We start from the raw sequence: 25,972 nt of genomic DNA on the forward strand, positions 1-25,972 counted from the left end.
TCGAGCTCATGGGGCAGTCATTTCGTGCTCGACGAGGTCTCGCAGCGCTTGGGGACAGCGGAGAAACTCCCAGTGGTCTCCCTCGAGTATCTGGAACGTGGCCGCGGTGCACTCTTCCCAACCGGGCCACACGACGTTCGGGGGGACGACGCTGTCCTCGGTCCAGCCGATCACCGATACGGGAATGTCCCGGCTGGGCAGTGCCTCAGCCCGGTAGCCGCGCTGCACCCGCAGATCGGCGAGCATTATCTCCGCGACGAGTTCGACGAATTCAGGGTGCAGCCGTTGGCCCAGGGCCGTGCATCGGTCCTCGATCTCGGCGACCATGTCGACCTCGGCCAGGTCGACGAAGTTCAGCCTGCCGTACAGCCCCCGGTCCGGAGCTCCCCACCCGGAGGCGAACAACCGCCGGGGAGCCGAAAGCCCACGCTCCTCCAGATGCGCCGCGGTCTGTAGCAGGTACGGCACCGACCCACAGTGCCCGATCAGCGCGTACGGCCGGTCCAGCCGGTCGGCGATTGCTTCCACCAGGCCCTCGGCGAATTCCTGATGACTGCTGACCGTGTCCTCGTCGAACCGGTTCTCCCGTCCCGGTGGCTGCACAGCGCAGAACCGGCCCGTTCCGAACTCGCGCGGCCACCCGTTGAACGAGGTGGCTCCGGTGCCCGCGTACGGCAGACCGAACACCAGGAAATCCCCGTCGGCCGGGATGGGGCGCAGGGTCCACCGGGTCATGTCCGCGCTCCGAGGTGGACCACCAGGTCCATCCGGGTCATGCCGTTGATCCAGTTCGAGGTCAGGTGCGTGGGCTCGGAGGCGACCTCGAACCGCTCGACGTGCTCGGCCAGGATCTCGAACAGCACCGTCAACGCCGTCTTGGAGACCTGCGCACCAATGCAGTAGTGCGGTCCGGCGCCGAAACCCAGGTGCGGGCTTGCCCCCCGGTCGAGGCGGAACTCGTACGGGTCGTCCCACACGTCGTGGTCCCGGTTCGCCGAACCGACCCACCCGACCAGCCAGTCGCCTTCGGTGATCGCCGTACCACCGATCTCGGTGTCCACATTGGCCCGCCGCAGCAGGTGATGCGTCGGGGACGTCCAGCGAGTGCCCTCGTCGACCAGCGCGGGGATCAGAGTGGGATCGGCCCGCACCGCCGACCACAGGTCCGGTCGCTCGGCGAGGACGGCCACTATCTGGCTGGCCACGTGCGGTGTGGTGGCGTGCGCGCCCATCATCAAGCTGTAGCAGTTGAGCGCCATGTGCCACTCGGTCAGTGGCTCACCGTCCAGAAGCAACTCGGTCAGCGCGGTCATCACGTCGTCGCCCGGGTCACCGGCCCGCATCTTGATCGCAGCGCCGAACAGATCGAGCATGTGCACGTGCGCCTCTCGCGCGGCGATGTGTCCATCGATCCCACCGGTGAGGCCAGGCTCGTCGGGCGTGATGCTCACCGCCGACCATCGGGCGATCTCGGCACGCAACTCCGCGGGAATGCCCATCATCGGGGCCAGCATCGCCATCGGCAGGTAGTGCATCAGCTCGACGAAGTCGGCCTTTCGGTTTTCCAGCAGCGGTGCGACGACTCGGCCGACCTCTGCTCGGAGCTGGTCGGAGCACCGGCGGATTACCGCCCAGCCCAGTTTGCGCAGCACCGGATTGCGCAGCTGCCCATGCAAAGGCGGATCGGTGACGGTCATGGTCTTGCCGCGCGCGGCGTCCCCGATGCCCACCGAGCTGAGGATCGTGCCGTACTCGGAGCTGAATCTGCGGTGGTCCTTGAGCAGCTGCTCGCAGTCGGCATGGCGGGTCAAGGACCAGAACCCGGTCCCGTTGGGCGCCCGCTGCCACCAGACAGGCGATTCTTCACGCAGGGTCTGCCACAGGGTGTGCTGACATTCCTCGCGGAAGGGCGCCGGGTCGTAGAGGTCGACACCGGTCAACGGGACTCGTGCGTCGCGGGCGGGAGACGTGATCTTCATTTCCTGTCTCCGACCAGCTGTTGCTCGTCGACCAGTCCGGTGAGGGCACTGACGGTGGGCCGGTACAGGAAGTCTCGTGCACTGATGGTTATGCCCAGGCCTCGTAGGTGCTCCAGCATCCGGACGCTGCGCAAGGAGTCCCCGCCGAGGGCGTAGAAGCCGTCCTCGACGCCCACCTCGTCCAGTTCGAGCACGTCGGCCATCACCTGGGCGACCAGTCGTTCGGTGTCGGTCCTGGGCGCGACCATCGCGGGAAGGTCGAAATCCGCGCGGGCGGTCCACGGTTGGGGAAGGGCTTTCCGGTCGACCTTGCCGTTGGGGTCGAGAGGCAGCGTCTCCAACAACACGTAGTGCGACGGGGCCATGTAGGCGGGAAGCGCATCGGTGACCCAGCGCCGGAGCGCCGCGGCACTCAGCTCAGCCCGACCTGCGGGAGCGAGGTAGGCCACGAGCCGTTTGCTGTTCTCATCGTCACCAACGGCCAGCACCGCTGTCGCACCGACCGATTCGTGTGCCGACAGCACGGCCTCGATCTCGCCGAGTTCGACCCGGAAACCGCGCACCTTCACCTGACGGTCGGTGCGACCGATGAACTCGACCTCACCATCCTGGAGCAGCCTGCCGAGGTCACCGGTCCGGTAGAGCCGTGCACCCGGGGTCTCGGAATACGGATCGGGCAGGAAGCGCTCCGCCGTGGCCCCTCCGCGGTGGTGATAGCAGCGGGCCAAGCCACTGCCACCGAGATAGATCTCCCCGACCACGCCCGGTGGGAGCTTGCCGAGGTCGTCGTCGAGTACGTACATCTTCTTGTTGCGCAGGACCCGGCCGATCGGCACCCGCTCGTAGGAGCGTGCCGGATCGACCCTGTGCAGGGACGCGAACACGGTCGTCTCGGTCGGTCCGTACGCCGCGTAGAGGTCTCGTGACACCACTTCCGCCGCAGCTCGCACGTGTTGTGGTGAGAGCACGTCCCCGCCGGTGATCACAGTCCCGACGGCGCTGAACATCGCCACGTCGTGGTCCACGAGCAAGTGGAACAAGCCGGTGGTGAGGAACATCCAGTCTGGCCGGACCGTGCGCAGGGCGCCGCCCAACTCCGCGACCGAGATCTCCTCCTTGCTCAGGGCGGCGACGGTGGCCCCGCGGGCCAGCGCGCCCCAGATCTCGAACGTCGCGGCGTCAAAGGCGGTCGGGGCCAGGTGAGCGACGACCTCGCCCCGGCAGATCGCCAGTCTGCGGTCCGATCCGATGAAGTCGGTAACCGCGGCGTGGGAGATGCAGACGCCTTTGGGGATACCGGTCGAGCCGGAGGTGTACACGATGTAGGCGAGGTCCTCAGGACGGATGTCCGGTGCCGTCTCGTCGCCGCTGTCCGCTCCGGATGCGCCATCGGCTTTCACCGCGGTACGCATGTCGACCGCGGGGAACCCCTCGGGACTCTGTCCGCCGGCGGTGATGATGAGCGTCGCGCCGGAGTCGGCGAGCATGAGCTCCTGCCGCCGCAGCGGGTACTCCGGGTCGATCGGCACGTATGCTCCGCCCGCCTTGAGCACCGCCAAGGCCGCCACCACAAAGTCGATGGACCGGGGCACCGCGACGACCACTCGCGATCCGACCGCGACACCGTGCGCTCGCAACAATCCGGCCAGCGCGCCGGCCTGTGTGTTGAGGTCACCGTAACTGAGCGCGGAATTCCCCGCGGTGACCGCGACAGCGTTCGGGTCTTCCGCGACCGCGTCCTCCACCCACCGGTGGATGAGCTTGTGTTGCACCACCACAATTTTCCTTTCGTTCTCAGCGAGTCAGGCGCAGGCTCAGCGGGCGCAGGTCGGACCACACTTCTTCGATATGGGCCAGGCACTGTTCCTGTGAACCGGTGACGCCGGCTTCCCGCCAACCTTCGGGAACCGGCTCGCCAACCCGCCAGATGGAATATTGCTCTTCGTGGTTGCAGACCACCGTGTATCGCACATCGTTCTCAGGAATTGTGTCTCCGTTAGTAACAGGTTGAGGAGGCGTTTTATCCGCCGTCCAATTCACACCCATTCCCCCTTGAATTTAGATAAAGCCCGCAACCCTGCAACACGCAGGAACCGAATTTGTTGCAGAGGTCAATCCAGCACCCGTCCTGCCGGACGCAGCGAACGGTTCCCCCCCGTAGGAACGCGTCTAGTCAATCGCTTCAGGAAGCTGGGATCGACAATCACATCTCGCCGACCACGCGAACATATTACTTATGTGCAGCCCCCAGGCTACGATTTCGGACGCTATCACGCTGATAAGCCTCCGGACAATAGTCGACAGCATGCACGAATTCGAAGTCAGGACGTCTGCAAAATTATTTAATTAAGTATGTGATTTGGGTTTGCATGCGGGTTTGCGCTGGTAGGCGGAGTGCGCGTTGCGAAGTCCGCACTTTTTCCTGACAGAAAGTCACGATCCAGAGTCGGCTAGGTTGCGAGTTGGTCTCATCGGCTGGCCGTCTGAGAAATGCGGGCGGCCCCTGCGGCGAATTCTCGTTGCGAAAAGGCAATCGAAAACTCGCGGAAGAACCGTTGCGCCACGAGCGCTCTCACGGGACTGGCCACCGGACGACTTCTGGCACTCGCCCGATCACCCTGCGCACCCGGCCCGTACCGAGGCCGGCCACATCACGAAGATCACCGTTTGGCAAGCGGCAGATGCGCCATCGGCTGCGTGCCAGGTCAGCGCAGGAGAAGCCTCGAAAAGCAGCTCCTGACACCAAGTCCGCGCGACCCACCGCATCGTCTCCGCGCGCAACACGACTGCGAGGAACCTTCGCCGAGGTGCGGCCGGCTGGAGTGGATCAGCGCCCTTCGCTGACGCCGTTCTCGTTCCGTCGGGTGTGGCAAGGCCAATCGGACGTGGCTGTCGATGCCGGAGCCGAGCCGGGACCGGCGAGCACGCTGACCGGGCGGCGCGGGTGGGCGCGGTTCCGTAGCCGCCAGGCCCATCTCCCGCACCGTGGTCCCCTTCAAGGCCCTGCGGCTCGCCATCTCACCCGGGTGAGATGGCGAGCCGTGTGAGGCCGCGTCCTGCCGTTCGTCGCGATGATCGAGCCATGCGAATCGCCGTCGAAGACGTGACCTTCGCCCAAGGACGTAGAAAGGACGGTCCGGTTATGGCAACCCGAAAAATCGCGGTCGCGGTCGGAGTCTTATTCGTCTTGCAGATGGTCTCGGCCGTGATCGGGAACACCCTCACCGAGGGATTCATCGACGGCGACTCCGGCAGAACGGCGCTGACAGCCGGTGTGGCGTTCATGATGTGCTCGGGTCTGGCCGTGGTGGGAATCGGCCTCCTCATGTATCAGGTCCTGAAGGGATTCGACCAGAAGCTGGCCCGCTGGTATCCGATAATGAGGGTCGCCGAGTTCGCGGTCTCCGCCATCTGCGGCATCCACCTGCTGACTCAGCTGCAGGCCGTCCCCAATGCGATGTTGTGGGTATACATTCCCACGGCCATCGGCGGCCTGGTGTTCAACTACCTGCTGTTCGTTTCAAAAATAGTCCCTCAGCCCATCGCGGTCCTCGGGCTCATCGGCTACGCCCTGCTTCTGCTGGGAGTGCCGCTGGACCTCCTCGGCGTCCTGGACACGGACATGGGGATGGGCATGATCTTGCTGGTTCCGGGCGGATTGTTCGAAGTCCTGGTCCTGCCCATCTGGTTGTTCGCCAAGGGCTTCAAGCTGCCTCAGGTGTCTCAGCCGGCTCGGGTCGGCGCGGCGTAGCCAACCGGCACGTGTTAGCTCAGGCCCCGGCGGGATTTATCTGCCGGGGCTTTTTGCTTTTAATATGCAAAAAGCGCATCGCCCGGTCGGTGGCGTGCTTTTGGAGGGGCGTCTGTTCGGTCGCAGCTGAATGTCGAACGCGACGCCCAGAATGTCTTTCTGGTGTGATCAGGAGTCCGACAGGGCTTGGGCGAGGTCGCGGAGAACGGCGCGGTGATCGTCGGGGCTCCAGGCGAGGGCGAGTTCGCAGGGTGTCAGGCCCTTGACCGGGAGCGCGGTGATGCCGGTGCGCCGGTAGATGGCGGCGTTGCCGGCGGCGAGCAGGACGATGCCGCTGCCTCCTTCGACGGCGGCGAAGGTCTCCTCGGCGTTGTGGACGGTCGCTCCGATCCGTACGGGATGGTCGCCCCGTTCGGTGGCGGCAAGCCAGTAGTCGCGTAGTGGCCCGGCCTGCTCGGGAAGCGCCAGGAACGGTTCGTCGAGGAGTTCGCCGAACTCGACCTCGGCGCGATCGGCGAGCGGGTGGTCGTCGCGCAGAGCGACCCAGCGCGGCTCGGTGGCCAGGACCCGGATGGTGAACTGCTCCTGTTGCGGGATCGGCAACCACACCAGCGCCACATCGACGTCGGCTGTGGCCAGGCCCGCGGTCGCGTCCTCCCAGTTGATCTGGCGTATCTCCAGACGCCAGTTCGGGTGCCGTTCGGCGAACCGGGTCCGGGCCCGTTGCAGAAGGCCACGCCCGACGCTGGTGGACAGGCCGATGGTCAGCACGGCGGCCTCGGCGGCCGCCGTGTCGCTCACCAGACGCTGCGCCTCGTCCCAGGAGCGGATGAGTTCGCGGGCAGCCGTCAGGAGGACCTCACCGGGCGGGGTGAGGCGTACCGTCCGCCGGTCCCGGTCGAACAATCGGACACGCAGGCCGTTCTCCAGTTGCCGGATCTGCTTGCTGAGGGCCGGCTGGGACACGAACAGGCGCTCGGCCGCCCGGATGAAGCTCAGTTCCTCTGCGATGGCGACGAAGTACCGCAGATCCCGAATGTGCGCATCCATAGCTGTTGGTTATCACAGCAGATCTTGGACATGCCGGCCGGGGCGGCCGATGATTCGGGTTATCCGATAACGATCATTTGGAGGACCACATGGCCACCCTCACCCCTCACCTCGTAGTCCGAGACGTGGTCCGTGCCGCGCAGTGGTACGCCGAGGCGCTGGATGCCAAGGAGCTGAGCCGGGTTCCGCTGCCGGGCGGCAAGGTGATGACGATCGAGTTGGCGTTCGGCGACTCGACAGTGATGATCGCCGACGAGTTTCCCGACCACGGCATCGTGTCGCCGTTGACCCTGGGCGGCACCTACGGGGCGCTGCAGATCGCCACCGATGACGCCGACGCCCTGTGGCAGCGAGCCCTGAACGCCGGAGCCACGGTGTTCCAGCCGCTGGCCGATGCCTTCTGGGGTGAGCGGCACGGGCAGATCCTCGATCCGTCCGGCCATCGCTGGGGCATCTCGCAGCACCTGCGCGAGGTCTCTCCGGACGAGATCGCCCGCGAGGCCGCCAAGGCCTTCGGCGCCTGACCGCCCACTCTCGAAAACTGGAAGGACCGACCATGCGTTACCGACTGCTGGGCCAGACCGGCCTGCGGATTTCCGAACTGTTCCTGGGCGCGATGACCTTCGGCGAGCAGGGCGGAGCGGGGGCACCGATCGAGGAGTGCCGGGGGATCCTCGACGCGTACGCGGACGCGGGCGGCAACGTCATCGACACCGCGATCAACTACCGCGGCGGTGCCAGCGAAGAGATCCTCGGCGAACTTCTCGACGGCCGCCGCGACCGGTTCGTACTCGCCTCCAAGTACACGGTGTCGCGGGACGGCAGCGACCCCAACGCGGCGGGCAACCATCGCAAGAACATGACCCGTTCGCTGGAGACCAGCCTTCGCCGGCTGCGCACCGACTACCTCGACATCTACTGGGTGCACCTGTGGGATCGTCACACCCCGATCGAGGAGACCATGCGCGCCCTGGACGACGCCGTACGGGCCGGGAAGATTCTTTATATCGGGATCTCCGACACCCCGGCCTGGGTGGTGTCTCGCGCCAACACGCTCGCCGAATGGCGCGGCTGGACGCCGTTCGCCGGACTCCAGGTCCCCTACAGCCTGCTCAACCGCGACATCGAGCGGGAGCTGTTGCCAATGGCCGAGGCGCAGGGGATGAGCGTCGCGGCGTGGAGCCCGCTCGGCGGCGGTGTGCTCTCCGGAAAATTCACCCGGCCCGGCGGCCCCGAGGCGGGCACCCGGATCGCGGGCGACTCGATCACCGCGCACGACCTGGCCGTCGCGCGGGTCGTCGACGAGGTCGCCGGCGAGCTGGGTGTCAGCAGCTCGCAGGTGGCCATCGCCTGGACCAGGGCCCGATCCCGCGCGGTGCACCCCATCATCGGTGCGCGCACCGTCGAACAGATCAAGGACAACCTGGCCGCGATCGAGATCGTGCTCCCCGGCGAGGCGATCTCGCGACTGGAGGAGGCGACCGGCTTCACCCGCGGATTCCCCGCGGACTTCATCTCCCAGACCTCCGGCTGGGTGTTCGGCGAGGCCTCCCAGCGGGTCGACGGACGTTCCTGAAGTGCCCGTGATCGGGCAGGTGAGGAGTACGGCATGACGACCCACGTGTCCCTGGTCACGGGTGCCGGCCGCGGCATCGGCCACGAGGTGTGCCGGCAACTGGCCGACCTCGGCCACTCGGTGATCCTCACCGCCCGATCGATGCCGGACGCGGAGCGGGCCGCCCGGAAGCTGCGGGCACACGGGGCCGGGGTCCATCCGCTCCGCCTGGACGTCACCGACACCCGCAGTATCGCCGAGGCGGCCGCCGAGGTGGGCGAACGCTTCGGCCGGCTCGACGTCCTCGTCAACAACGCCGCGATCACCTATGACATCGGGCAGCGGGCCGCCACGGCCGATCTCCACGTTGTCCGGGAGGCAGCCGAGACCAACCTCTACGGTCCGTGGCGGAGCGTGCAGGCGTTCCTGCCGCTGCTGCGTCTGAGCGACCACGCAAGGATCGTCAACGTCTCCAGCGAAGCCGCCTCCCTCACCAACATGGGCGGAGGAACCCCCGCCTACACCGCCTCCAAAACCGCCCTCAACGCCCTCACCCGGATGCTCGCCGCCGAACTGCGCAACGACGACATCCTCGTCAACGCCGTCTGTCCCGGCTGGGTCGCCACCGACATGGGCGGACCGGGAGGACGCCCCGTCGCCGACGGCGCCGCCGGCATCGTATGGGCCGCCACCCTCCCCGACTCCGGCCCCACCGGCGGTTTCTTCCGCGACAGGCGTCCACTGCCCTGGTGACACGCCTTCCCCGGATCGGGACCCGCGGTCCGCGATGTGATGCGGGTCACTGTCACATCTCCGGTGGCCGAATCGTCCAGTCCCCGTAACCGACACCAAGGAGTGATCATGAGGGTTCTCGTCGCCGGATCCACCGGGGTCATCGGCCGCTCTCTCGTCCCGCTGCTCACCGCCGTAGGACACGAGGTCGTCGAGGTCTCCCGAAAGCACGGCACCGATCTGCTGGACCGTGACGCCGTCCGCAGGGCCGTACGGCAGGCGGCCCCGGACGCCGTCGTCCACGTCGCGACCGCCATCCCCGCCGCGATCAATCCGAGGACCATGGCCAGGGACTTCGCGCTCACCAACCGGCTGCGCACCGAAGGGCTGAGCAACCTCATCGACGCCGCGCCCGGTGTCCGGCTCGTCGTCCAGGGCCTGGCCTATCCCTACCGGCACGGGGAGGGTCCGGCCGACGAGGACACCCCTCTGCTGGCCGCTCCGCCGAGGCAGTTCGCCTCGTCGCTGGCGGCACTGACCGAACTGGAGCGGCTGACCGGGCAGGCCGACGGCCTGGTGCTGCGCTTCGGGCACCTGTACGGACCGGGTACGGCCTTCGACGCCCACGGCAGCGTCACCGCCCAGATCCGCCAGGGGAAGATGCCGATCGTCGGACGGGGGGAGTCGGTCTTCTCCTTCACCCACGTCCACGACGCGGCGACCGCGATCGTCGCCTCTCTCGACCGCGACGTGACCGGCGCACTCAACGTCGTGGACGACGACCCCGCCCCCGTGTACGAGTGGCTGCCGGCGGTGGCCGAGATGCTCGGCGCACCCGCTCCCAGGCGGATCCCCGTCTTCGCCGCCAGGCTCGTGGTCGGCGGCTGGGGCGTCACCTTCATGAACGAGTTGCGCGGCGCCGCCAACACCCGAGCCCGCCTCCGCCTGGACTGGCGCCCTCGGCACGCCACCTGGAGGCGCGGTCTGGCCTCCGAACTCGTCGCGGCATGATCTTCACCATGCACGTGTTCGAAGAGCACCGTCCCCTGCTGCTGGGCCTGGCCTACCGCCTGCTCGGCAGCATGTGGGACGCCGAGGACGTGGTCCAGGACGCCTTCCTGCGCTGGACCGCCGCCGACCGGGAGGAGGTCAGGGAGCCTCGGGCCTTTCTCATCACGATCGTGTCGCGACTCGCCCTGGACCAGCTGCGCAGTGCCCGGGTCACCCGCGAGGCCTACACCGGGCCGTGGCTGCCCGAACCGGTGGAGAGCACCGCGTTCGGGCCGCTGGACAGCGCCGAACTGCGCGACACCCTGTCCTACGCCACCCTGCATCTGATGGAGCGGCTCTCCCCGCCGGAGCGGGCGGTGTTCGTCCTGCGTGAGGCGTTCGACCACCCCTACGGGGACATCGCACGGATCGTTGGCGCCTCGGTCGCCAACTGTCGCCAGATGCACCACCGCGCGGCCAAGCGGCTGGCCGAGGGCCGCGACCGGTTCCACCCTTCTGCGAACGACCACGGGAAGCTCCTGGTCCGATTCCTGGAGGCCGCCCAGGGCGGAGACCTCGACGCTCTCACCTCGATGCTCAGCCAGGACGTCGTCGCCTGGAACGACGGCGGCGGCAAGGTCCGCGCCGCCCTGCGCCCGGTATCCGGCCTGGCCGGCGTCGTGGCCTTCATCTCCGGTCTGGTCCGCCGCTACTCGTTCGAGAGGGCTCGCCTGGTCGAGGCCAACGGCGGACCCGCCGTATGGGTCACCGTCGACGGCAGGGAGCAGCTCGTCACCGTCGACACCCGCGACGGCCTCATCCATGCCATCTACTGCGTCCTGAATCCCGACAAACTCACGCACTTCCATCGACTGCCGTGACGGGCGCCGGTTCCAGGCCGACGAATGATCGCATCACGATGCTCGCTACGTGCCTTTGCGTCACCCCGTCCCGGCTGGGAGTCCAGCGCATCAGAACAGCCAGTCACGTCAAGAATCATGATCACGTGTCTTGGCGCTACTTTTCGATGTTTCCGAGCCCCCGCGGCAGGCCCCCGCGCGGACGGCCCGGGTGGCGTCAGAAGCCGAAGGAGCGGCCGATGATCTCCTTCATGATCTCCGTGGTGCCGCCGTAGATGGTCTGGACGCGGCTGTCGACCCAGGCCTTGGCGACCGGATACTCCATCATGTAGCCGTAGCCGCCGTGCAGCTGGAGGCAGCGGTCGACGGTCTTGGTCTGCAGTTCGGTGGTCCACCACTTGGCCTTGGCGGCGTCGACGGCGGTGAGCTCCCCGGCGTTGAGGGCCAGGACGCACTTGTCCACGTAGTGGCGGGCGATCTCCACCTCGGTGTCCAGCTCGGCCAGGACGAACCGGGTGTTCTGGAAGCTGCCGATGTTGCTTCCGAAGGCCTTGCGGCTCCTGCAGTATTCGATGGTCGCCCGCAGTACGGTCTCCGCCACCGCCACGGCCATCACGGCGATCGACAGGCGCTCCTGCGGCAGGTTGCGCATGAGCTGGAAGAAGCCCTGGCCCTCCTGCTCGCCCAGCAGGTTGGCCGCGGGGACCCGTACGTTCTCGAAGAACAGCTCCGCGGTGTCCTGGGCGTGCATGCCGATCTTGTCGAGATTGCGGCCCCTGCCGAAACCCTCCATGCCCCGCTCGACGACGAGCAGTGAGGTCCCCCGGGCGCCCGCGGTGGGATCGGTCTTGGCGACCACGACGACCAGGTCGGAGTTGATCCCGTTGGTGATGAAGGTCTTCTGGCCGTTGACCACGTAGTGGTCGCCCTCGCGTACGGCGGTGGTCCGGATGCCCTGCAGGTCGCTGCCCGCACCGGGCTCGGTCATGGCGACGGCCGTGATCAGCTCGCCACTGGCGAACCCGGGCAGCCATCGGGCCTTCTGCTCGTCGTTGGTGAGATCCACGAAGTACGGGGCCATGATGTCGTTGTGCAGTGAGAAGCCCAGGCCGGTCGCGCCGATCCCCATGACCTCCTCGTCGATCACGGTGTTGTAGCGGAAGTCCGTGATCCCCGCCCCGCCGAACTCCTCCGGCACGCCGAAGCCGAACATCCCGAGCTCCCCGGCCTTCTTCCACACCTCGCGGGGGACGATGCCGTCCTTCTCCCACTGGTCATGGTGGGGCGCGACCTCGCGGGCCAGGAACTCACGCACGGTCTCACGGAAGAGCTGGTGCTCCTCCTCGAAGAGGTCTCGCTGCATCGTCTGCCTCCTACTAGGGGGTTCCAGGGACAGAATAAGATCCTGTTACTCCCTAGTACACCTGTACCCACCTGCCGGTACGGCTCGCGCCCCGTGAACGACACATCACAACTCCGCCACAGTCCCCTGGGTGTCTTCTCGTACCACTGCGGCGGGAGATCGCAGGGCAGTACGATCCAGTCCTAGTTGTGATGAGATGACCAGTTTTGTGACCAGGTCTTCGTGAGTGGAGTATCCAGTGGTGCGGTGGGGAGCAAGACTCCGTAGGACAGCTGTCGCCTCGGCCCTTGGGGTGACGGTTGGCGGTCTGGCAGTCCTGACTCCGGCTCGTGCCGCTGTAGAGGTGGAGCACTACACCTACGACTACACCTGTACTCAGGTCACGACTGCGGGCGGAAGGTTGCTCGGAACCGCTGGAACGAAGCCTCTCAGGGTGAAACTCTCGATTCCGAAGACCACGGCTATCGGCCAGGCCCTTCAGCTCAATTGGACCCTTACGGATTCGGCGACCAGCCCATCCTTTGTAGCGCCTGACGATTACGCTGCCGGTGCTCGGATTTCAGCCACGGGCTTGGTAAGCGTAACCGGAGCACTCAACGGGACCATTGAGTCGCTGGGCAATAAGGATCAGGTCGCGTTAAAGCAGGGCGATAAACTGGCACTCCCCGAGACGCTCCTTGGTGAATCTGGCACCTTTAAAGAGGGGGAAATCAAGGTTACGCCCGGTCAGCTGAAGATTGCTTTCACTCCGCCGAAAGCTAAGGCAGAGATCAACGACGCTACGGAGGATGAGACCGATCATCCTCCGATCCCTTTTCATGGTGAGCTCCCGATCAAGTACGGCGATGGTTGGGCCTACGCAAGCGGCCTCGATGACCCGAAGAGCCCTGCGGCAGAGTGGGCGAACGCCACGCGTGATCGGAATCTGGATGCTCACTACACCTCGGTCGGCAATACCGCCACTGCGAATATGGAATTTGTCGGCACAGGCGTAGAGTATATCGCTGAACGTTACAAGGATCATGGCTCGGTGTTGGTCGAGCTTTTCGAGGGTGATAAGCAAACGGCTCTGGACTCGGGAACTGTTGACGCGTCAAAGGTGTCTGAGGCCGCAGGTGCCGCATCGGCGGATAAGCGTCTAGCTCAGCAGGTTCTGTGGAAGTCGAAAGTCCTGCCTTACGGTAAGTACAGGATTAAGGTAACTAGCCAGGCAGGGCCAAACCAGTACACGCAAATTGACGGCTTCAATGTCATCACTGACACGCTTGCCAATCCTCCGGCATACTTCGACACGGTTTGCGATGCCCCAGCAAATCCGGAAATCGCAACGGTGAAGGTGGAGAAGGCTTCGGCTAGTCCTTCTCCGAGTCCCACCACTACGTCGCCGACTCCCACTCCGAGCAACACGAATACTCAGCCAGGCGGGTCGACCACCACCACCTCGACGCCCAAGCCGACCCTGACCGTGACGGCGACCGTGACGCCCACCAGGCCCACGCCGACCGCTCCCCAGGTCATCATCACGCCCGTTGGCGGTGCCCAGACCGGTGAGGCTCCCGACGAGAAGTCCTCCGGAGTGGGACTGCTCGGCCTCGGGACGGCCATGGTCCTTGGAAGCGTTTTCGGGGGAGTGGCGTTGAAGAGGCGGCGGGCGGCGCACGTGCGCGGCCAGGACTAAGTAGGGGGCGCGGGATGTACCCAGGATCTTCACAGGGCGGCCCCGACCCCTACTACGGGGGTGGCCAGCCGCCGCAGGGCGGCCAGCCTCCTCACGGTGCTCTTCCTCCCCAGGGCGGGGAGCTTCCGTACGGTGCTCTTCCCCCCGGCGGCCAGCTTCCCCAGGGCGCTTATCCTCAGGGCGGGGAGCCTCCGTACGGTGCTCTCCCCCCTGGTGGACAGCCTCCCCATGGGGGACAGCCTCCTTACGGCGGCCTGCCTCCCCATGGGGGCGACCCCACCCCGAAGCCTCCGAAGAACATGAAGCGCCTGATGATTCCCGCGCTGCTCGTGGCCGGGTCGCTCGGCGGGGTGGCCGTGGTCATGGCGGGGATGCTCGCCTACCTGGGCCCGGTGACCGAGGACGAGCCCTACGGGCCTCCGATCTCGGAGGCGGCGAACACCCTCGCGCTGCAAAATCCGGCCCCGGGAGAGCAGGCACCGGGCCAGCAGTCCCAGGACCTGAGCGGCCTGCCGGCCGAGGTGGGTCCGGGTGGGCTGGACGTGCCGTTGACGGCCGCCGCTCCCACGGCGCCTCCGCCCCTGCCCGTCGTCCAGCCCCCGGCGCCGTTGCCGAGCGCCGGCGTGAAGCCGTACAGGATCGCCATTTCGAAGATCGGTCTGCTGGCTCCGCTGATGGCTCTCGGCGTGGACGCCAAGAAGGAGATCCAGACCCCTCCGCTGAGCAAGCCGAACCAGGCCGGTTGGTACAAGAACGGGCCGATCCCCGGCCAGCAGGGGCCCTCGGTGGTCCTCGGGCATGTGAACACCCGCAGCGGGGCCGCCGTCTTCAGCCGCCTCAAGGAGATCAAGCGCGGGGACAAGATCAAGGTGTCCCGGTCGGACGGGAACACCGTGGAGTTCACGGTCGACGGGGTGGAGCAGGTCAGCAAGACCGCTTTCCCGGCGAAGCGGGTCTACGGCAACACCGGTGAGGCGACCCTGCGCCTGATCACCTGTGGCGGCGTCTACAACAGCAAGACCCACCACTACACCGACAACATCATCGTCTACGCGACCCTCTCCAAGACCAAGCGCGCCTGATCGGGCGCTCGCCGGCTCGGGCAGTCGTCACGCGGCACCGATGCTGTGTGCCTGGCCACGGGCCTGTCAGCGCGGGCAGTCGTCCCGCATGACTGTAGTGACGGTGTGCGCGTGCTCGTCAGCGTGGGCGGTCGTTCCGCGTGTCGGCAGTGACGGTGTGCGCGTGCTCGTCAGCGCGGGTAGTCCTTGAGCGTGATGGCGTTGGACAGTCGCTGGATGTCCGGCATCTCGCCGCTCTGGTCCCGTTGCCACTCGTTCATCCGCAGCGCGAAGTCCTGGTTCAGCTCGACGAACCCCCGCAGCTCCTCCTCGTAGCGGGCGAGCCCCGTCCGGTGGTCGCCGTCCGCGGCCATGAGCTCTCCGGCCAGGACGTAGGCCCCGACCAGCGCGAGGCTGGTGCCCTGGCCCGACAGCGGCGAGCCGCAGTAGCCCGCGTCCCCGATCAGTGACACCCGCCCGTTGGACCAGGAGTCCATGCGGATCTGGCTCATGGAGTCGAAGTGGAAGTCGGGCGCGTCCCACATGGCCTTCAGCAGCCTGGGGGTCTCCCAGCCGTCGTCGGCGAAGTGGTCGGCGATGATCTGCTTCTGCCGGGTGGTGTCGCGGCGGTCGTAGTCCAGCGGCGGTGACTCGAAGCCGAGGATCGCCCTGGCCTCGGTGTTGTTCCGCGCGCTGTAGAGGCCGGACATCTTGTCCGCCGTACGGTGGAACACCTGCCAGTGGTCCAGGTCCAGGAAGTTGTCGGTGGTGAAGACCGACAGGTAGGTGCCCAGGTGGGTGATGAACCGGGACTCCTCGCCGAAGGCCAGCGCGCGCACGTTGGAGTGCAGCCCGTCGGCGCCGATGACGAGGTCGAAGGTGCGCGGCTCGGCCCGTTCGAAGGTGACCCGCACCTCGTCGTCGCCCTGTGAGAGGGCGGTGATCGAGTCGTCGAAGAGGTATTCGACGTCGTCGCGGGTGGCCCGGTAGAGGATGCCGACCAGGTCGTCGCGGAGGATCTCCACGTCCTCGCCGTCGGTCGCGCCGCCGGTCAGGGTCTCCTCGGTGGTGCTGTACAGCACCTCGCCGTCGTCGCCGACGAAGCTCATCCCGCGCATCGCGGTGCTCGCCCGCCGGATGTCGGCCAGCAGCCCCATCCGTTCGGCGACGCCGAGTGCCGAGCCGCGGACGTCGATCGCCTGGCCCCCGGGACGGAGACCGGGGGACTTCTCCACCACGGTGGGGTTGAAGCCGTGGCGTCGCAGCCAGTAGGCCAGCGCGGGTCCGGCGATGCTCGCACCGGAAATGAGGACGTTGCCGTTTCTCACGTGGGGTCTCCTGGTCGATCTCGGGGAAAAGCGACCCGGCCGACCTGCGACGGTCATGCCGGGTACGCCGTACGCACATTGAATGTACGACGTACGCACAGATGGCGCAAGCGGTTAATCTTGAGAAATCCCTGATTGATCGTGTCATGCATCACGTCTCTGTACTAGTACAGGTGGTCGGGACGGAGTGCAGCGTCGGGTGCCGGACCGCTCGTGTCTTCCGGCTCACCAGGGAGTTCCACTATTCTCTGAGTGCGTCATCCTGTACTAGTACAGGGCACTTCATCCGAGAGAAGAGGCGACCGTGAGCCGGCCCGTTACGCAGCCCGATCCGCCCTATCTGCGGATCATCACCGAGATCCGGCGTCGCATCGCGACCGGTGAACTGCGTGCCGGTGACCGGGTGCCCTCGACCCGGCAGGTCGCCCAGGAGTGGGGTGTCGCGATCGCGACCGCCACAAAGGCGCTGACGACCCTGCGCCAGCAGGGCTTCGTCGAGACGGTGCCCCGGGTCGGCACCGTGGTGACCGCCCCCGAGTCCCGTCCCGGGCCTTCCCCCGAGACCGCCCCCGAGCCCTCCTCCGAGTCCTCCGAGCCTCGCCCCGAGACCGCCCCCGAGCCCTCCTCCGAGTCCTCTGAGCCGCGTCCCGAGACCTCCTCCGGGTCCCGTCCCGAGCTCCTCTCCGAGGTCCGTCCCGGGTCCCGTCCTCGGTCGAGACCCGCGCCGTCTCGGCCCGCCGTTCCGCGCCGCGCCGCCCACGAGCCCGATCAGGAGCTGACCCGGGAGCGCATCGTGCGTGCGGCGATCGGCATCGCGGACACCGAGGGACTGGCGGCCCTGTCGATGCGCGGCGTCGCGGCCAAACTCGGCGTCGCCACCATGTCTCCGTACCGTCACGTGAACAGCAAGGACGACCTGGTCCTGCTGATGACCGACGCGGTGGCCGGCGAGATCACATATCCGGAGGATCCCCCCTCCGGCTGGCGGGCGCGCCTGGAGGTGGCGGGGCGGTTGCAGTGGATCATGTACCGCAGGCATCCGTGGCTGGCGCAGGTCATCTCCATCACCCGTCCGGTGCCGCTGCCCAACCTGATGACGTACGGGGAGTGGGTCCTGAGCGCGGTGGACGGCCTCGGCCTCGATGCGGAGACCATGCTCAACGTGCACGTTCTGCTGTACAGCTACGTCCGGGGGATCGCCGTGAACCTCGAATCGGAGGCCCAGGCCGAAGCGGAGACCGGGATGACCGAGGAGGAGTGGATGGATTCGCAGGATGCCGCCCTCACCGCGCTCGCCGCCTCGGGGAGCGTCCCGACGTTCTCCAAGGTCGTCGCGGGCCTCGACGAGGGTTACGACCTCAACCTCGATGTGCTCTTCGAGCTGGGTCTGCAGTCGATGCTCGACGGCCTCGCGATCCTCATCCGGCGTTCCGGGACGTGAGTCCGCCCAGGCGGATCGCCGTGCCCGTGGGCGCCGTTCATCCGCCCCCGGGGAACAACGGAACAGCGGTTGGCGCCAAAGGCTGATCTTGCCGTCCAGCACAGCGATCTACGGCACTGCTGAGGTTCGGCAAAGCTCGGTTGAGCTGGTCGACGCGGGGCTACGGTCCGGCCGTGCCAGTGGAATTTCCGACTGACGAGCAGGCTGAGGCGTACGGGAAGTTCGCCGAGGAGCGGGGGCATGACGTCCTGGACGAGGACGTGGCCCGGGTCTCCCCACCGAAGCAGGCAGGCAGCGGCGGGGCCCGAGGGCCCTGGCCGCGTGCCCGCCGGGATGGTGTGTCAGACCATGGCGAGCCGGTCCACCAGCAGCTTCACCCTTGGCTCGGTGTCCTCCGGCGGCAGCCGTCCCGACCGGGTCAGGGTCGCCAGACCGTGCAGGCACGCCCAGAACACCTCGGTGAACAGCCCCGGGGCGACGCCGTCCCCGGCGACCTCGCCGAGGCTCTCCAGCAGCGCGGCGAAGGCGTCCTTGAGAGGTTCGGGGGTTTCCTCCTGTGCGTACGCGAGGCCGCCGTCGAGCTGGAACATGGCGTCGTAGACCGCCGGGTTGCGTTCGGCGAAGTCGAGGTAGGCGCGGGCGAGGGCGTACACCCGGGCGCGCGGGCCGTCCGCGGCGGCGGTCGCGGCCCGCACCGCCGCGGCCATCTCCGTGGCGCCCTGGAGGGCGACGGCGCCGATGATCTCGCGTTTGCCGCGGAAGTGGCTGTAGAGGACGGGTTGGCTGTATTCGATGCGCTCGGCGAGCAGGCGGGTGGTGACCGCGTCCCAGCCCTGCTGCTCGGCGAGTTCGCGGGCCGTCGCCACGATGAGGCGCTCGCGCTCCGCCCGTTCGCGCTGCTTGCGTTCCTGTACCGACATGGTGAGATCCTAGCACCGCTAGACAAGGGAGCGGCAGCAGTACTAGTGTTGCCTCATCGGCTAGCAGCACTAGATTTTAAGAGGTCATCATGCTCACCGCACTCGAGGTCGTCACCACCGTGGTCGTCGGCGTGATGGTGGGGGTGGAGTTCTCCGTCGCCTTCGTCATCAACCGAATCCTCAACGCTCTCCCGGAGGACAGCGGCCAACTCGGCCGCGCCCACGGGGGCCGGATGCTCGGCGCCGTGATGCCGGTCTGGTACCTCACTTCGCTCGCCCTTGTGGCGGTCTGGGCCATCGCAGGATGGCACCGGCACGGCACCGGCCTCGTCGTCACCGCCGGCGCGCTGCTGATCCTCAGCGTGATCATGTCGATCCTGCTGCTCGTTCCGATCAACAACCGGGGCAAGACGTGGACCCCTGACAACCGGCCCGCCGACTGGAAGGAGCAGATGAACCGCTGGGACCGCTTCCACTACGTCCGCGTCGCCGTCATCATCGCCGCCTTCGCCCTGCTGGTCGCCGCCCTCACCTGAGCCCGCGGGTTCACCCGCCCCGGTCGTCAGCCCCAACCGCTCGGCCGTGCGCCCGAAGTGCGGCACCGCCGCCTCCATCTCCATCCAGGACCCGGACACCAACACCCTCGAACTCCGCCGGTATCCCCAGGACGCGGGCGCCGGCGACACCCACTGACCGATGACGGCAGCTGTGGCCGGAGAGGCCCCGCCCTCTCCCGGACAGTCACGCATCCATGCACCATGCCGGGTCGCCAAGGCCACCGAGCACCTCACCACGCGTAGCCCCGCCCCCGAACAGGAGTCACCATGACCGTGGAACTGAATCACACCATCGTCCCCGCCCGTGACCCGCAAGCCTCGGCGCAGTTCCTGGCTGAAATCCTCGGCCTGAGGGTCGATCCGCCGGTGGCGCACTTCACGCCGGTCACGCTGGCCAACCGGGTCAGCCTGGACTACGACCGGCTGGACGACTTTGAGCCACACCACTACGCGTTCATGGTCGGCGAGCAGGAGTTCGACGCCGCCCTCGCCCGCATCCAGCACGGCGGAATCACCCACTACGGCGATCCCGCATGCCGAGAGATCGGGCAGATCTATCACAGCAAGCACACCAAGGGCCGCAGGGGCACTTACTTCCACGACCCCGACGGACACCTCATGGAAATCCTCACCCCGGGCGGCGCCGGGTCGTGAGGCACCGAGCGCGCCACGCTCCTGTCCGCCCTCTCCGCGCCGGTACGCGACATCTGGCACAGCAGCGGCCGCCCTCTCCACGCCCGCCACATCAGCCGCGTCCGCGCCGCCTGACCAGGCCCCATACGACTCACCGGGCTCCACCAAGCTCACGAAGACTCGCAAGGAGAAGAACAATGCCGCTGAAGAAGATCAACACCGTCCTGGCCGCCGCCTTCATCCTCTTCATCCTCTGGTTCGGGATGGAGTTCATCCTGAGCCCGGAGACGACGGCGCCGGGCTTCGGCCTGCCGAGCCGGCCGTCCGGCGACGGCGGCGGCTTCCTGATCATCAAGGGAATCCGCGACGTCGTCTTGGCCCTGGTCCTGGGCATCCTGCTGGTGACGGGCCACCGCCGGGCGCTGGGCTGGGTGCTGCTGGTGGAGGCCCTCGCCGCGTACGGCGACATGACCACCGTGCTGGCCCACCACGGCTCCGTGGCCACCGCGCTCGGCGTCCACTGCCTGACCGCGACGCTGATGGTGGTCAACGGCCTGCTGATGATGCGCGAGACCCGCAAGGTCGCGGCCGCTCCGGCGACGCTCGCTCCGCAGCCCGCCTGATCCCATCGGTCCAAGGCGGCCCGGACCCCGGCCGCGCTGAGACGGCTCGGGCGAGTCGCTCCCCGCCCAGGTCACGTCTGCGGGATACAACGGGGACACGGCTGTGACCGGGGATGTACGGGATCAAGCCCTCTGGAGGCCGTCGCGCGATCGTTGGTATACGGGGGAAGTTCATGCGTCGACTTTCTGGAAGGTTGCGTAGCTGGGGGACCGCTGCGCTGGGGGCGTCGCTGATGCCCTTGATCATGCTGGGGATACAGGCGCATGCCGTGTCGGCGACATGCGCCTGCCGAGTGAACGGTTCGGGGCCCGGTGCCTCAGGTCAGCCCGGCTCCACCGCCGCGACTGCCGTCGGCGACCTGACCGGCGTGAAGGACATCGCCGCGGGTGCGTTCCACAGTCTGGCCGTGATGGCCGACGGCACCGTCAGAACCTGGGGATACAACGACACCGGCCAGCTCGGCGACGGCACCACCGTCGACCACACCACTCCGGTGACCATCGGCGGTCTGACCGGGGTGAAAGCCGTCGCCGCGGGTGCGTTCCACAGCCTGGCCCTGATGGCCGACGGCACCGTCAGAACCTGGGGACTGAACGACTCCGGTCAGCTCGGTGAGGGCACCACCGACGACCACATCACCCCGGTTGCCGTCGACGGTCTGAAGGGCGTGAAGGTCGTCGCCGCGGGTGCGTTCCACAGTCTGGCCGTGATGGCCGACGGCACGGTCAAGGTCTGGGGGTCCAACGACTCCGGTCAGCTCGGTGACGGCACCGTCGTCAATCGCCTCATCCCGGTCACCGTGGGCGGCCTGACCGGGGTGAAGGCCATCACCGCGGGGTTCGGCCACAGTCTGGCCCTGATGGCCGGCGGCAGCGTCAGAGCCTGGGGATTGAACGACTCCGGTCAGCTCGGTGACGGCACCATCGCCAAACGTCTCACCCCGGTCACCGTCGGCGGCCTGACCGGCGTGAAAGACATCACCACGGGCTTCCGCCACAGCCTGGCCCTGATGGCCGACGGCACGGTCAAGGTCTGGGGGTCCAACGACTCCGGTCAGCTCGGTGACGGCACCGTCGCCAATCGCCTCACCCCGGTCACCGTCGGCGGCCTGACCGGCGTGAAGGCCATCACCGCCGGTCGTGGCCACAACCTGGCCCTGAGGGCCGGCGGCACCGTCAAGGTCTGGGGACTGAACGACCTCGGCCAGCTCGGCGACGGCACCGTCGTCAACCGCCTCAAGCCGGTGGCCCCCAGCAGGCTGACCGGCATGAGAGTCGTCACCACAGGCGCGTTCCACAGTCTGGCCCTGATGCCCAACGGCACCGTCAGAACCTGGGGATCCAACAACTACGGTCAACTCGGTGACGGCACCGTCACCAAACGCCTCATCCCGATCACCGTCGGCGACCCGACCGGCGTGAAACCGTCACCACAGGTGCATCCCACAACCCGGCCCTGATGCCCGACGGCACCGTCAGAACCCCGGAGTCCAACCGATCGGCATCGGAGGACTCCATGACGGCATCGGCCACCAGGACCGAGAGCTGCCCTTTTCCCGCAGCGCGGGCACGGGAGCGGTTCCGGAACGGAGCGGATCTCGATGGGAACCGGTCACAGGCTGATCGCCTCGGGCCCGACCAGCGTCTTGATGTCGGCGGCGAACGACGGCTCGGCTCTGACCGAGAACTCCGGCAGGGCCATGACCAGGGCCTTGGCGCCTGGTCGGTGCAGGTGGATCCGGACCGGCACCTTGCCCTGGTGGGTCTTGAGGATGTTGCGCAGCTCCTCGATCAGGTCCGGCGTGATGCGCTCCTCCCGCAGGGTGATCGTGATCGGGTGCCCGGAGTCGCTGGTGACGCCGGAGATGTCGATCGGGGTGAGGTCGTTGGCGAAGATCGAGATCGCACCGTCGCGGCTGCTGACCATTCCGCTGACCGACACGACGGCGTCCTCGCGGAGCTCCGGCGCGTACAGCTCGTAGTTCTTCGGGAAGAACAGGCACTCGACGGCGCTGTCCATGTCCTCGACAACGATGATCGCCCAGACCTTGCCGGCCTTGTTGACCCTCTTGTCGACCTTGGTGATGAGCCCGCACACCTTGGCGTCGGTGCGGTCCTGGCCGTTTTCGAGGAGGTCGACGATGGTGTGGCTTCGGTTGCGTGCCAGGAGTCGTTCGGTTCCGGCCAGCGGATGGTCGGACACGTACAGGCCGAGCATCTCCCGCTCGAAACCGAGCAGCGTCTTCTTGTCCCATTCCCCTTCGGGGATCGCGACGGCGAAGGTCTCGTCGAGGCCGCTCTCCTCGTCGCCGAACAGTGAGTCCTGCCCGTGGGCCTCGGATTTCTTGATCGGGATGACGCTGTCGACGGCCTGTTCGTGGATCAGCATCAGCGCTTTGCGCGGGTGGTCGAGCGAGTCGAACGCGCCCGACTTGATCAGTGATTCGATGAGCCGCTTGTTGCAGACCTGAAGGGGGACCTTGGAGAGGAAGTCGTTGAAGTCGTTGAAGGCGCCGCCGGTCTTGCGGACGTCGACAATGGCCTCCACCCGGTCCTCACCGACGTTGCGGACCGCGCCGAGGCCGAACCGGATCGCGTCCTCGCCGACGGGCGCGAAGTGCAGGGAGGATTCGTTGACGTCGGGCGGCAGCACCTGGATGCCCATCCTGCGGCACTCGGCGAGGTAGATGGCGGCCTTGTCCTTGTCGTCGCCGACGGAGGTGAGCAGCGCCGCCATGTAGTCGGCCGGGTAATTCGCCTTCAGGTAGGCGGTCCAGTAGGCGACCAGGCCGTATCCGGCGGTGTGGGACTTGTTGAACGCGTAGCCGGAGAACGGAAGCATCACGTCCCACAGCGCCTTGATGGCCTCGTCGGAGTAGTTGTTGTCCTTCATGCCGCGCTCGAAGAACTCGTACTGCTTGTCCAGCTCCGACTTCTTCTTCTTGCCCATCGCCCGGCGCAGCAGGTCGGCGCCGCCGAGGCTGTAGCCGGCCAGCTCCCGGCCGATGGCCATGACCTGCTCCTGGTAGACGAGCAGGTGGAAGGTCGTACCGAGGATCGGCTCCAGAGCGGATTCGAGCTCCGGATGGATCGGGGCGATCTCCTGGCGGTTGTTCTTGCGGTCGGCGTAGTTGTTGTGCGCGTTGGCGGCCATCGGCCCGGGCCGGTACAGGGCCAGGACTGCGGCGATGTCCTCGAATCGGGTGGGCACCATCAGTTTCAGCAGGTTGCGCATGGGGCCGCCGTCGAGCTGGAACACGCCCAGGGTGTCGCCGCGAGCCATCAGCTCGTACGTTTTGGTGTCGTCCAGGGGGATCTTCTCGGTGGAGATCTCCACCCCCCGGTGTTCCCTGATGATCTGGATGGCGTGGTCGATGACGCCCAGGTTTCGCAGACCCAGGAAGTCCATCTTGACCAGGCCCATGTCCTCGCACTGCGGGTACGAGAAACCGGTGATGATCACGCCGTCCTTGTCGCGGCGGTGCAGCGGGATCAGGTCCAGCAGCGGAGCGGAGGAGAGGATGACCGCGGCGGCGTGGACGCCGGTGTTGCGAATCAGTCCTTCGATGCCGAGACCGGTGTCGACGACCTTTTTGACGTCCGGGTCGCTGTCGTACATCGCCCGGAACTCGCCGGCCTCGCTGTAGCGCGGGTGGTTCTCGTCGAAGAGGCCGGTGAGCGGCACTCCCTTGCCCATCACGTCCGGCGGCATCGCCTTCGTGATGCGCTCGCCGACCGGGAAGGGGTAGCCGAGAACGCGGGCGGAGTCCTTGACGGCGGCCTTGGCCTTGATCATGCCGAAGGTGTTGACCTGGGCCGTGTACGCCGCGCCGTACTTCTGGGTGACGTAGTTGATCATGTCGTCGCGCCGGCGGTCGTCGAAGTCGAGGTCGACGTCGGGCGGGCTGACGCGCTCCGGGTTGAGGAACCGCTCGAACAGCAGGCCGTGCTCCAGCGGGTCCAGCTCGGTGATGCGGGTCAGGTAGGCGACGATCGAGCCGGTCGCCGAGCCACGTCCCGGGCCCACGGGAATGCCGTTGTCACGCGCGTAGCGGCAGATGTCGGCGACCACGAGGAAGTAGGAGTCGAATCCCAGGGGGGAGATGACGCCCAGCTCCAGCTCCAGCCGGTCGAGAACCTCCTGGTCGGGGTTGTCGCCGTAGCGCTCCTTGAGGCCCCGCTCGCACTCCTGACGCAGCCAGGACGCCTGCGTCTCGCCTTCGGGCACGTCGAACTGCGGCATCCGGTCGACGTGGGCGAAAACCTCGCTGTAGTCGCCGACGCGTTCAGCGATCAGCAGGGTGTTGTCGCAGGCGTCCGGCAGCTCGCGGAACAGCTCCCGCATCTCCTCGGGAGTCTTGAGGTAGTAGCCGGAGCCGTTGAAGCGGAACCGGTTGGGGTCGTCCTTGTTCTTGCCGACCCCGATGCACAGCAGGGTGTCGTGCGCGTCGGCCTGGTCCTCCAGCACGTAGTGGCTGTCGTTGGTGGCCAGCCGCGGTATGCCGAGCTCCTTGGCGACCCGGAGAAGTCCGTCGCGGACCTGGCGCTCGATGTCGAGGTCGTGGTCCATCAGCTCCAGGAAGTAGTTTTCCTTGCCGAAGATGTCCTGGTAGGCCGATGCGGCCTTGATGGCCTCTTCGTACTGGCCGAGCCGGAGCCGGGTCTGCACCTCCCCGGAGGGGCATCCGGTGGTCGCGATGATCCCCTTGGCGTTCTCCGCGATCAGCTCCCGGTCCATGCGGGGCTTGCCGTAGTAGCCCTCGATGGACGCCAGAGACGAGAGCTTGAAGAGGTTGCGCAGACCGGTGGCGTCTTCTGCCCACATGGTCAGGTGGGTGTATCTGCCGCCTCCGGAGACGTCCTTGCTGCCCTCGCCGTCGTCGCTGACGGCGCGTTGCCCGCCTGGCCCCCAGAAAACGGGCTTTTTCACGAACCGGGAGGACGGGGCGACGTAGGCCTCGATCCCGATGATCGGCTTCACGCCGTGGCCCGCCGCGACCTGTTGGAACTCGTAGGCGCCGAACATGTTGCCGTGGTCGCTCATCGCGATGGCCGGCATGCCGAGGCGTGATGCCTCGGCGAATAAGGGGCTGACCTTCGCTGCGCCGTCGAGCATTGAATACTCGGTGTGAACATGGAGATGCGCAAACGACTTGGTCACCTGTGCCCCTTTTCTGCAAGCTGAACGCCGGTTTCCGGCCCCGAGCTTACGCCCTTCAGCCCTGCGTCTCACCACCCTTCCCCTGAGCCTCACAGATGGGCATGGGTCGCACAACGGCCCTTGACGCATCCACCGGAATAGTCTTGCAAATATCGCGACGTACTCCTCTGACCTGGGAATATGCGAGTTTCCCCTGGTAGGCGGAGGTGCCTCGTACGGGGTCGGGCCCTGATCCGCGTCGCATCCGACCGACCGCCGGAGCCGGTGTGGCGGCCCCTCGCCGCGGTGCC

23 protein-coding genes are annotated in these 25,972 nt (G+C 67.0%); 13 read left to right on the top strand and 10 right to left on the bottom strand.

Annotated features, from left to right (window positions below):
- Window positions 1-6 precede the first annotated feature (6 nt).
- From DKM19_RS03080 to DKM19_RS03095, 4 genes are read right to left on the bottom strand one after another with little or no spacing between them, the layout of a single operon-like run.
- Complete coding sequence (locus DKM19_RS03080; protein ID WP_204358633.1) at window positions 7-735, bottom strand: thioesterase II family protein; 729 nt, start codon at window positions 733-735, stop codon at window positions 7-9.
- Window positions 732-1,979, bottom strand: a complete 1,248-nt coding sequence (locus tag DKM19_RS03085; protein WP_110694396.1) for a cytochrome P450 — start codon at window positions 1,977-1,979, stop codon at window positions 732-734. Before DKM19_RS03085 ends, DKM19_RS03080 begins: the two co-directional genes overlap by 4 nt.
- On the bottom strand, window positions 1,976-3,754 hold the full coding sequence (locus DKM19_RS03090; protein ID WP_162641254.1) for a non-ribosomal peptide synthetase: 1,779 nt from the start codon (window positions 3,752-3,754) through the stop codon (window positions 1,976-1,978). The genes DKM19_RS03085 and DKM19_RS03090 overlap by 4 nt, the downstream gene beginning before the upstream one ends.
- Before the next feature lie 19 nt (window positions 3,755-3,773).
- Window positions 3,774-3,950, bottom strand: coding sequence for an MbtH family NRPS accessory protein (locus DKM19_RS03095; RefSeq protein ID WP_239514059.1), 177 nt, complete (start codon window positions 3,948-3,950; stop codon window positions 3,774-3,776).
- A 1,171-nt stretch (window positions 3,951-5,121) separates the two neighbouring features.
- Here DKM19_RS03095 and DKM19_RS03100 point away from each other — a divergent pair.
- Window positions 5,122-5,730 (top strand): DUF4386 domain-containing protein, encoded by a 609-nt coding sequence (locus tag DKM19_RS03100; protein ID WP_162641256.1) that lies wholly within the window; start codon window positions 5,122-5,124, stop codon window positions 5,728-5,730.
- A 168-nt stretch (window positions 5,731-5,898) separates the two neighbouring features.
- Here the strand turns inward: DKM19_RS03100 and DKM19_RS03105 are convergent, their stop codons facing one another.
- Window positions 5,899-6,780, bottom strand: coding sequence for a LysR family transcriptional regulator (locus DKM19_RS03105; protein WP_110694400.1), 882 nt, complete (start codon window positions 6,778-6,780; stop codon window positions 5,899-5,901).
- Window positions 6,781-6,869: 89 nt separating this feature from the next.
- On the opposite strand from DKM19_RS03105, the gene DKM19_RS03110 reads away from it, so the two are divergent.
- The 5 genes from DKM19_RS03110 to DKM19_RS03130 all read left to right on the top strand — a co-directional run bounded on the left by DKM19_RS03110 (window position 6,870) and on the right by DKM19_RS03130 (window position 10,938).
- Complete coding sequence (locus DKM19_RS03110) at window positions 6,870-7,304, top strand: VOC family protein (protein ID WP_110694401.1); 435 nt, start codon at window positions 6,870-6,872, stop codon at window positions 7,302-7,304.
- A 32-nt stretch (window positions 7,305-7,336) separates the two neighbouring features.
- Window positions 7,337-8,356 (top strand): aldo/keto reductase, encoded by a 1,020-nt coding sequence (locus DKM19_RS03115; RefSeq protein WP_110694402.1) that lies wholly within the window; start codon window positions 7,337-7,339, stop codon window positions 8,354-8,356.
- Between the two features lie 33 nt (window positions 8,357-8,389).
- Window positions 8,390-9,088, top strand: a complete 699-nt coding sequence (locus DKM19_RS03120) for an SDR family oxidoreductase (protein ID WP_110694403.1) — start codon at window positions 8,390-8,392, stop codon at window positions 9,086-9,088.
- A gap of 108 nt (window positions 9,089-9,196) precedes the next feature.
- The gene (locus DKM19_RS03125; protein WP_110694404.1) at window positions 9,197-10,078 is read left to right on the top strand and encodes an NAD(P)-dependent oxidoreductase; all 882 of its coding nucleotides are present in this window, start codon (window positions 9,197-9,199) and stop codon (window positions 10,076-10,078) included.
- An 8-nt stretch (window positions 10,079-10,086) separates the two neighbouring features.
- A complete protein-coding gene (locus DKM19_RS03130) occupies window positions 10,087-10,938 on the top strand; it encodes an RNA polymerase sigma-70 factor (protein WP_110705452.1) in 852 nt (283 codons plus the stop codon).
- 196 nt (window positions 10,939-11,134) lie between these two features.
- Here the strand turns inward: DKM19_RS03130 and DKM19_RS03135 are convergent, their stop codons facing one another.
- Window positions 11,135-12,280 (bottom strand): acyl-CoA dehydrogenase family protein, encoded by a 1,146-nt coding sequence (locus tag DKM19_RS03135; RefSeq protein WP_110694405.1) that lies wholly within the window; start codon window positions 12,278-12,280, stop codon window positions 11,135-11,137.
- Between the two features lie 343 nt (window positions 12,281-12,623).
- On the opposite strand from DKM19_RS03135, the gene DKM19_RS49255 reads away from it, so the two are divergent.
- Window positions 12,624-13,958, top strand: a complete 1,335-nt coding sequence (locus tag DKM19_RS49255) for a hypothetical protein (RefSeq protein WP_162641257.1) — start codon at window positions 12,624-12,626, stop codon at window positions 13,956-13,958.
- Window positions 13,959-13,987: 29 nt separating this feature from the next.
- Here DKM19_RS49255 and DKM19_RS49260 read toward each other — a convergent pair whose 3' ends face one another.
- On the bottom strand, window positions 13,988-14,188 hold the full coding sequence (locus DKM19_RS49260) for a hypothetical protein (RefSeq protein WP_162641259.1): 201 nt from the start codon (window positions 14,186-14,188) through the stop codon (window positions 13,988-13,990).
- Between the two features lie 69 nt (window positions 14,189-14,257).
- On the opposite strand from DKM19_RS49260, the gene DKM19_RS03145 reads away from it, so the two are divergent.
- A complete protein-coding gene (locus DKM19_RS03145) occupies window positions 14,258-15,040 on the top strand; it encodes a class F sortase (RefSeq protein ID WP_162641260.1) in 783 nt (260 codons plus the stop codon).
- A gap of 170 nt (window positions 15,041-15,210) precedes the next feature.
- On the opposite strand, the gene DKM19_RS03150 is transcribed toward DKM19_RS03145, so the two are convergent.
- Entirely contained in the window at window positions 15,211-16,347 is a 1,137-nt protein-coding gene (locus DKM19_RS03150; RefSeq protein WP_162641261.1) for an FAD-dependent monooxygenase, read from the bottom strand.
- 304 nt (window positions 16,348-16,651) lie between these two features.
- Between DKM19_RS03150 and DKM19_RS50480 the strand changes: the two genes are divergently transcribed.
- Complete coding sequence (locus DKM19_RS50480) at window positions 16,652-17,788, top strand: TetR/AcrR family transcriptional regulator C-terminal domain-containing protein (protein WP_204358634.1); 1,137 nt, start codon at window positions 16,652-16,654, stop codon at window positions 17,786-17,788.
- A 341-nt stretch (window positions 17,789-18,129) separates the two neighbouring features.
- Here the strand turns inward: DKM19_RS50480 and DKM19_RS03170 are convergent, their stop codons facing one another.
- Entirely contained in the window at window positions 18,130-18,708 is a 579-nt protein-coding gene (locus DKM19_RS03170) for a TetR/AcrR family transcriptional regulator (RefSeq protein ID WP_110694409.1), read from the bottom strand.
- An 89-nt stretch (window positions 18,709-18,797) separates the two neighbouring features.
- On the opposite strand from DKM19_RS03170, the gene DKM19_RS03175 reads away from it, so the two are divergent.
- The 4 genes from DKM19_RS03175 (at window position 18,798) to DKM19_RS03190 (ending at window position 21,981) form a co-directional block, all read left to right on the top strand.
- Window positions 18,798-19,244: a DUF1772 domain-containing protein gene (locus DKM19_RS03175; RefSeq protein ID WP_110694410.1), complete on the top strand. Its 447-nt coding sequence runs from the start codon at window positions 18,798-18,800 to the stop codon at window positions 19,242-19,244.
- Window positions 19,245-19,532: 288 nt separating this feature from the next.
- Window positions 19,533-19,919 (top strand): VOC family protein, encoded by a 387-nt coding sequence (locus tag DKM19_RS03180; RefSeq protein ID WP_110694411.1) that lies wholly within the window; start codon window positions 19,533-19,535, stop codon window positions 19,917-19,919.
- A gap of 176 nt (window positions 19,920-20,095) precedes the next feature.
- The gene (locus tag DKM19_RS03185) at window positions 20,096-20,521 is read left to right on the top strand and encodes a DUF4267 domain-containing protein (protein ID WP_110694412.1); all 426 of its coding nucleotides are present in this window, start codon (window positions 20,096-20,098) and stop codon (window positions 20,519-20,521) included.
- A gap of 233 nt (window positions 20,522-20,754) precedes the next feature.
- Window positions 20,755-21,981, top strand: coding sequence for a hypothetical protein (locus DKM19_RS03190; protein WP_162641263.1), 1,227 nt, complete (start codon window positions 20,755-20,757; stop codon window positions 21,979-21,981).
- A gap of 152 nt (window positions 21,982-22,133) precedes the next feature.
- On the opposite strand, the gene dnaE is transcribed toward DKM19_RS03190, so the two are convergent.
- Entirely contained in the window at window positions 22,134-25,682 is a 3,549-nt protein-coding gene (gene dnaE / locus DKM19_RS03195; protein ID WP_110694414.1) for a DNA polymerase III subunit alpha, read from the bottom strand.
- Window positions 25,683-25,972 lie beyond the last annotated feature (290 nt).

It is taken from the genome of Streptosporangium sp. 'caverna' (assembly GCF_003203775.1).
Taxonomy (GTDB): domain Bacteria; phylum Actinomycetota; class Actinomycetes; order Streptosporangiales; family Streptosporangiaceae; genus Streptosporangium; species Streptosporangium subroseum.

Bases quoted from the DNA above. Each gene is read 5' to 3' on its own strand.
- DKM19_RS03120 (WP_110694403.1), top strand. From the start codon at position 8,390: ATGACGACCCACGTGTCCCTGGTCACGGGTGCCGGCCGCGGCATCGGC.
- DKM19_RS03115 (WP_110694402.1), top strand. From the start codon at position 7,337: ATGCGTTACCGACTGCTGGGCCAGACCGGCCTGCGGATTTCCGAACTG.
- DKM19_RS03135 (WP_110694405.1), bottom strand. From the start codon at position 12,280: ATGCAGCGAGACCTCTTCGAGGAGGAGCACCAGCTCTTCCGTGAGACC.
- DKM19_RS03190 (WP_162641263.1), top strand. From the start codon at position 20,755: ATGCCCTTGATCATGCTGGGGATACAGGCGCATGCCGTGTCGGCGACA.
- DKM19_RS03130 (WP_110705452.1), top strand. From the start codon at position 10,087: ATGCACGTGTTCGAAGAGCACCGTCCCCTGCTGCTGGGCCTGGCCTAC.
- DKM19_RS03080 (WP_204358633.1), bottom strand. From the start codon at position 735: ATGACCCGGTGGACCCTGCGCCCCATCCCGGCCGACGGGGATTTCCTG.
- DKM19_RS03145 (WP_162641260.1), top strand. From the start codon at position 14,258: ATGAAGCGCCTGATGATTCCCGCGCTGCTCGTGGCCGGGTCGCTCGGC.
- DKM19_RS03180 (WP_110694411.1), top strand. From the start codon at position 19,533: ATGACCGTGGAACTGAATCACACCATCGTCCCCGCCCGTGACCCGCAA.
- DKM19_RS03170 (WP_110694409.1), bottom strand. From the start codon at position 18,708: ATGTCGGTACAGGAACGCAAGCAGCGCGAACGGGCGGAGCGCGAGCGC.
- DKM19_RS03175 (WP_110694410.1), top strand. From the start codon at position 18,798: ATGCTCACCGCACTCGAGGTCGTCACCACCGTGGTCGTCGGCGTGATG.
- DKM19_RS03100 (WP_162641256.1), top strand. From the start codon at position 5,122: ATGGCAACCCGAAAAATCGCGGTCGCGGTCGGAGTCTTATTCGTCTTG.
- DKM19_RS03125 (WP_110694404.1), top strand. From the start codon at position 9,197: ATGAGGGTTCTCGTCGCCGGATCCACCGGGGTCATCGGCCGCTCTCTC.
- DKM19_RS49260 (WP_162641259.1), bottom strand. From the start codon at position 14,188: ATGGGGAGGCTGTCCACCAGGGGGGAGAGCACCGTACGGAGGCTCCCC.
- DKM19_RS03085 (WP_110694396.1), bottom strand. From the start codon at position 1,979: ATGAAGATCACGTCTCCCGCCCGCGACGCACGAGTCCCGTTGACCGGT.
- DKM19_RS03110 (WP_110694401.1), top strand. From the start codon at position 6,870: ATGGCCACCCTCACCCCTCACCTCGTAGTCCGAGACGTGGTCCGTGCC.
- DKM19_RS03105 (WP_110694400.1), bottom strand. From the start codon at position 6,780: ATGGATGCGCACATTCGGGATCTGCGGTACTTCGTCGCCATCGCAGAG.
- DKM19_RS03185 (WP_110694412.1), top strand. From the start codon at position 20,096: ATGCCGCTGAAGAAGATCAACACCGTCCTGGCCGCCGCCTTCATCCTC.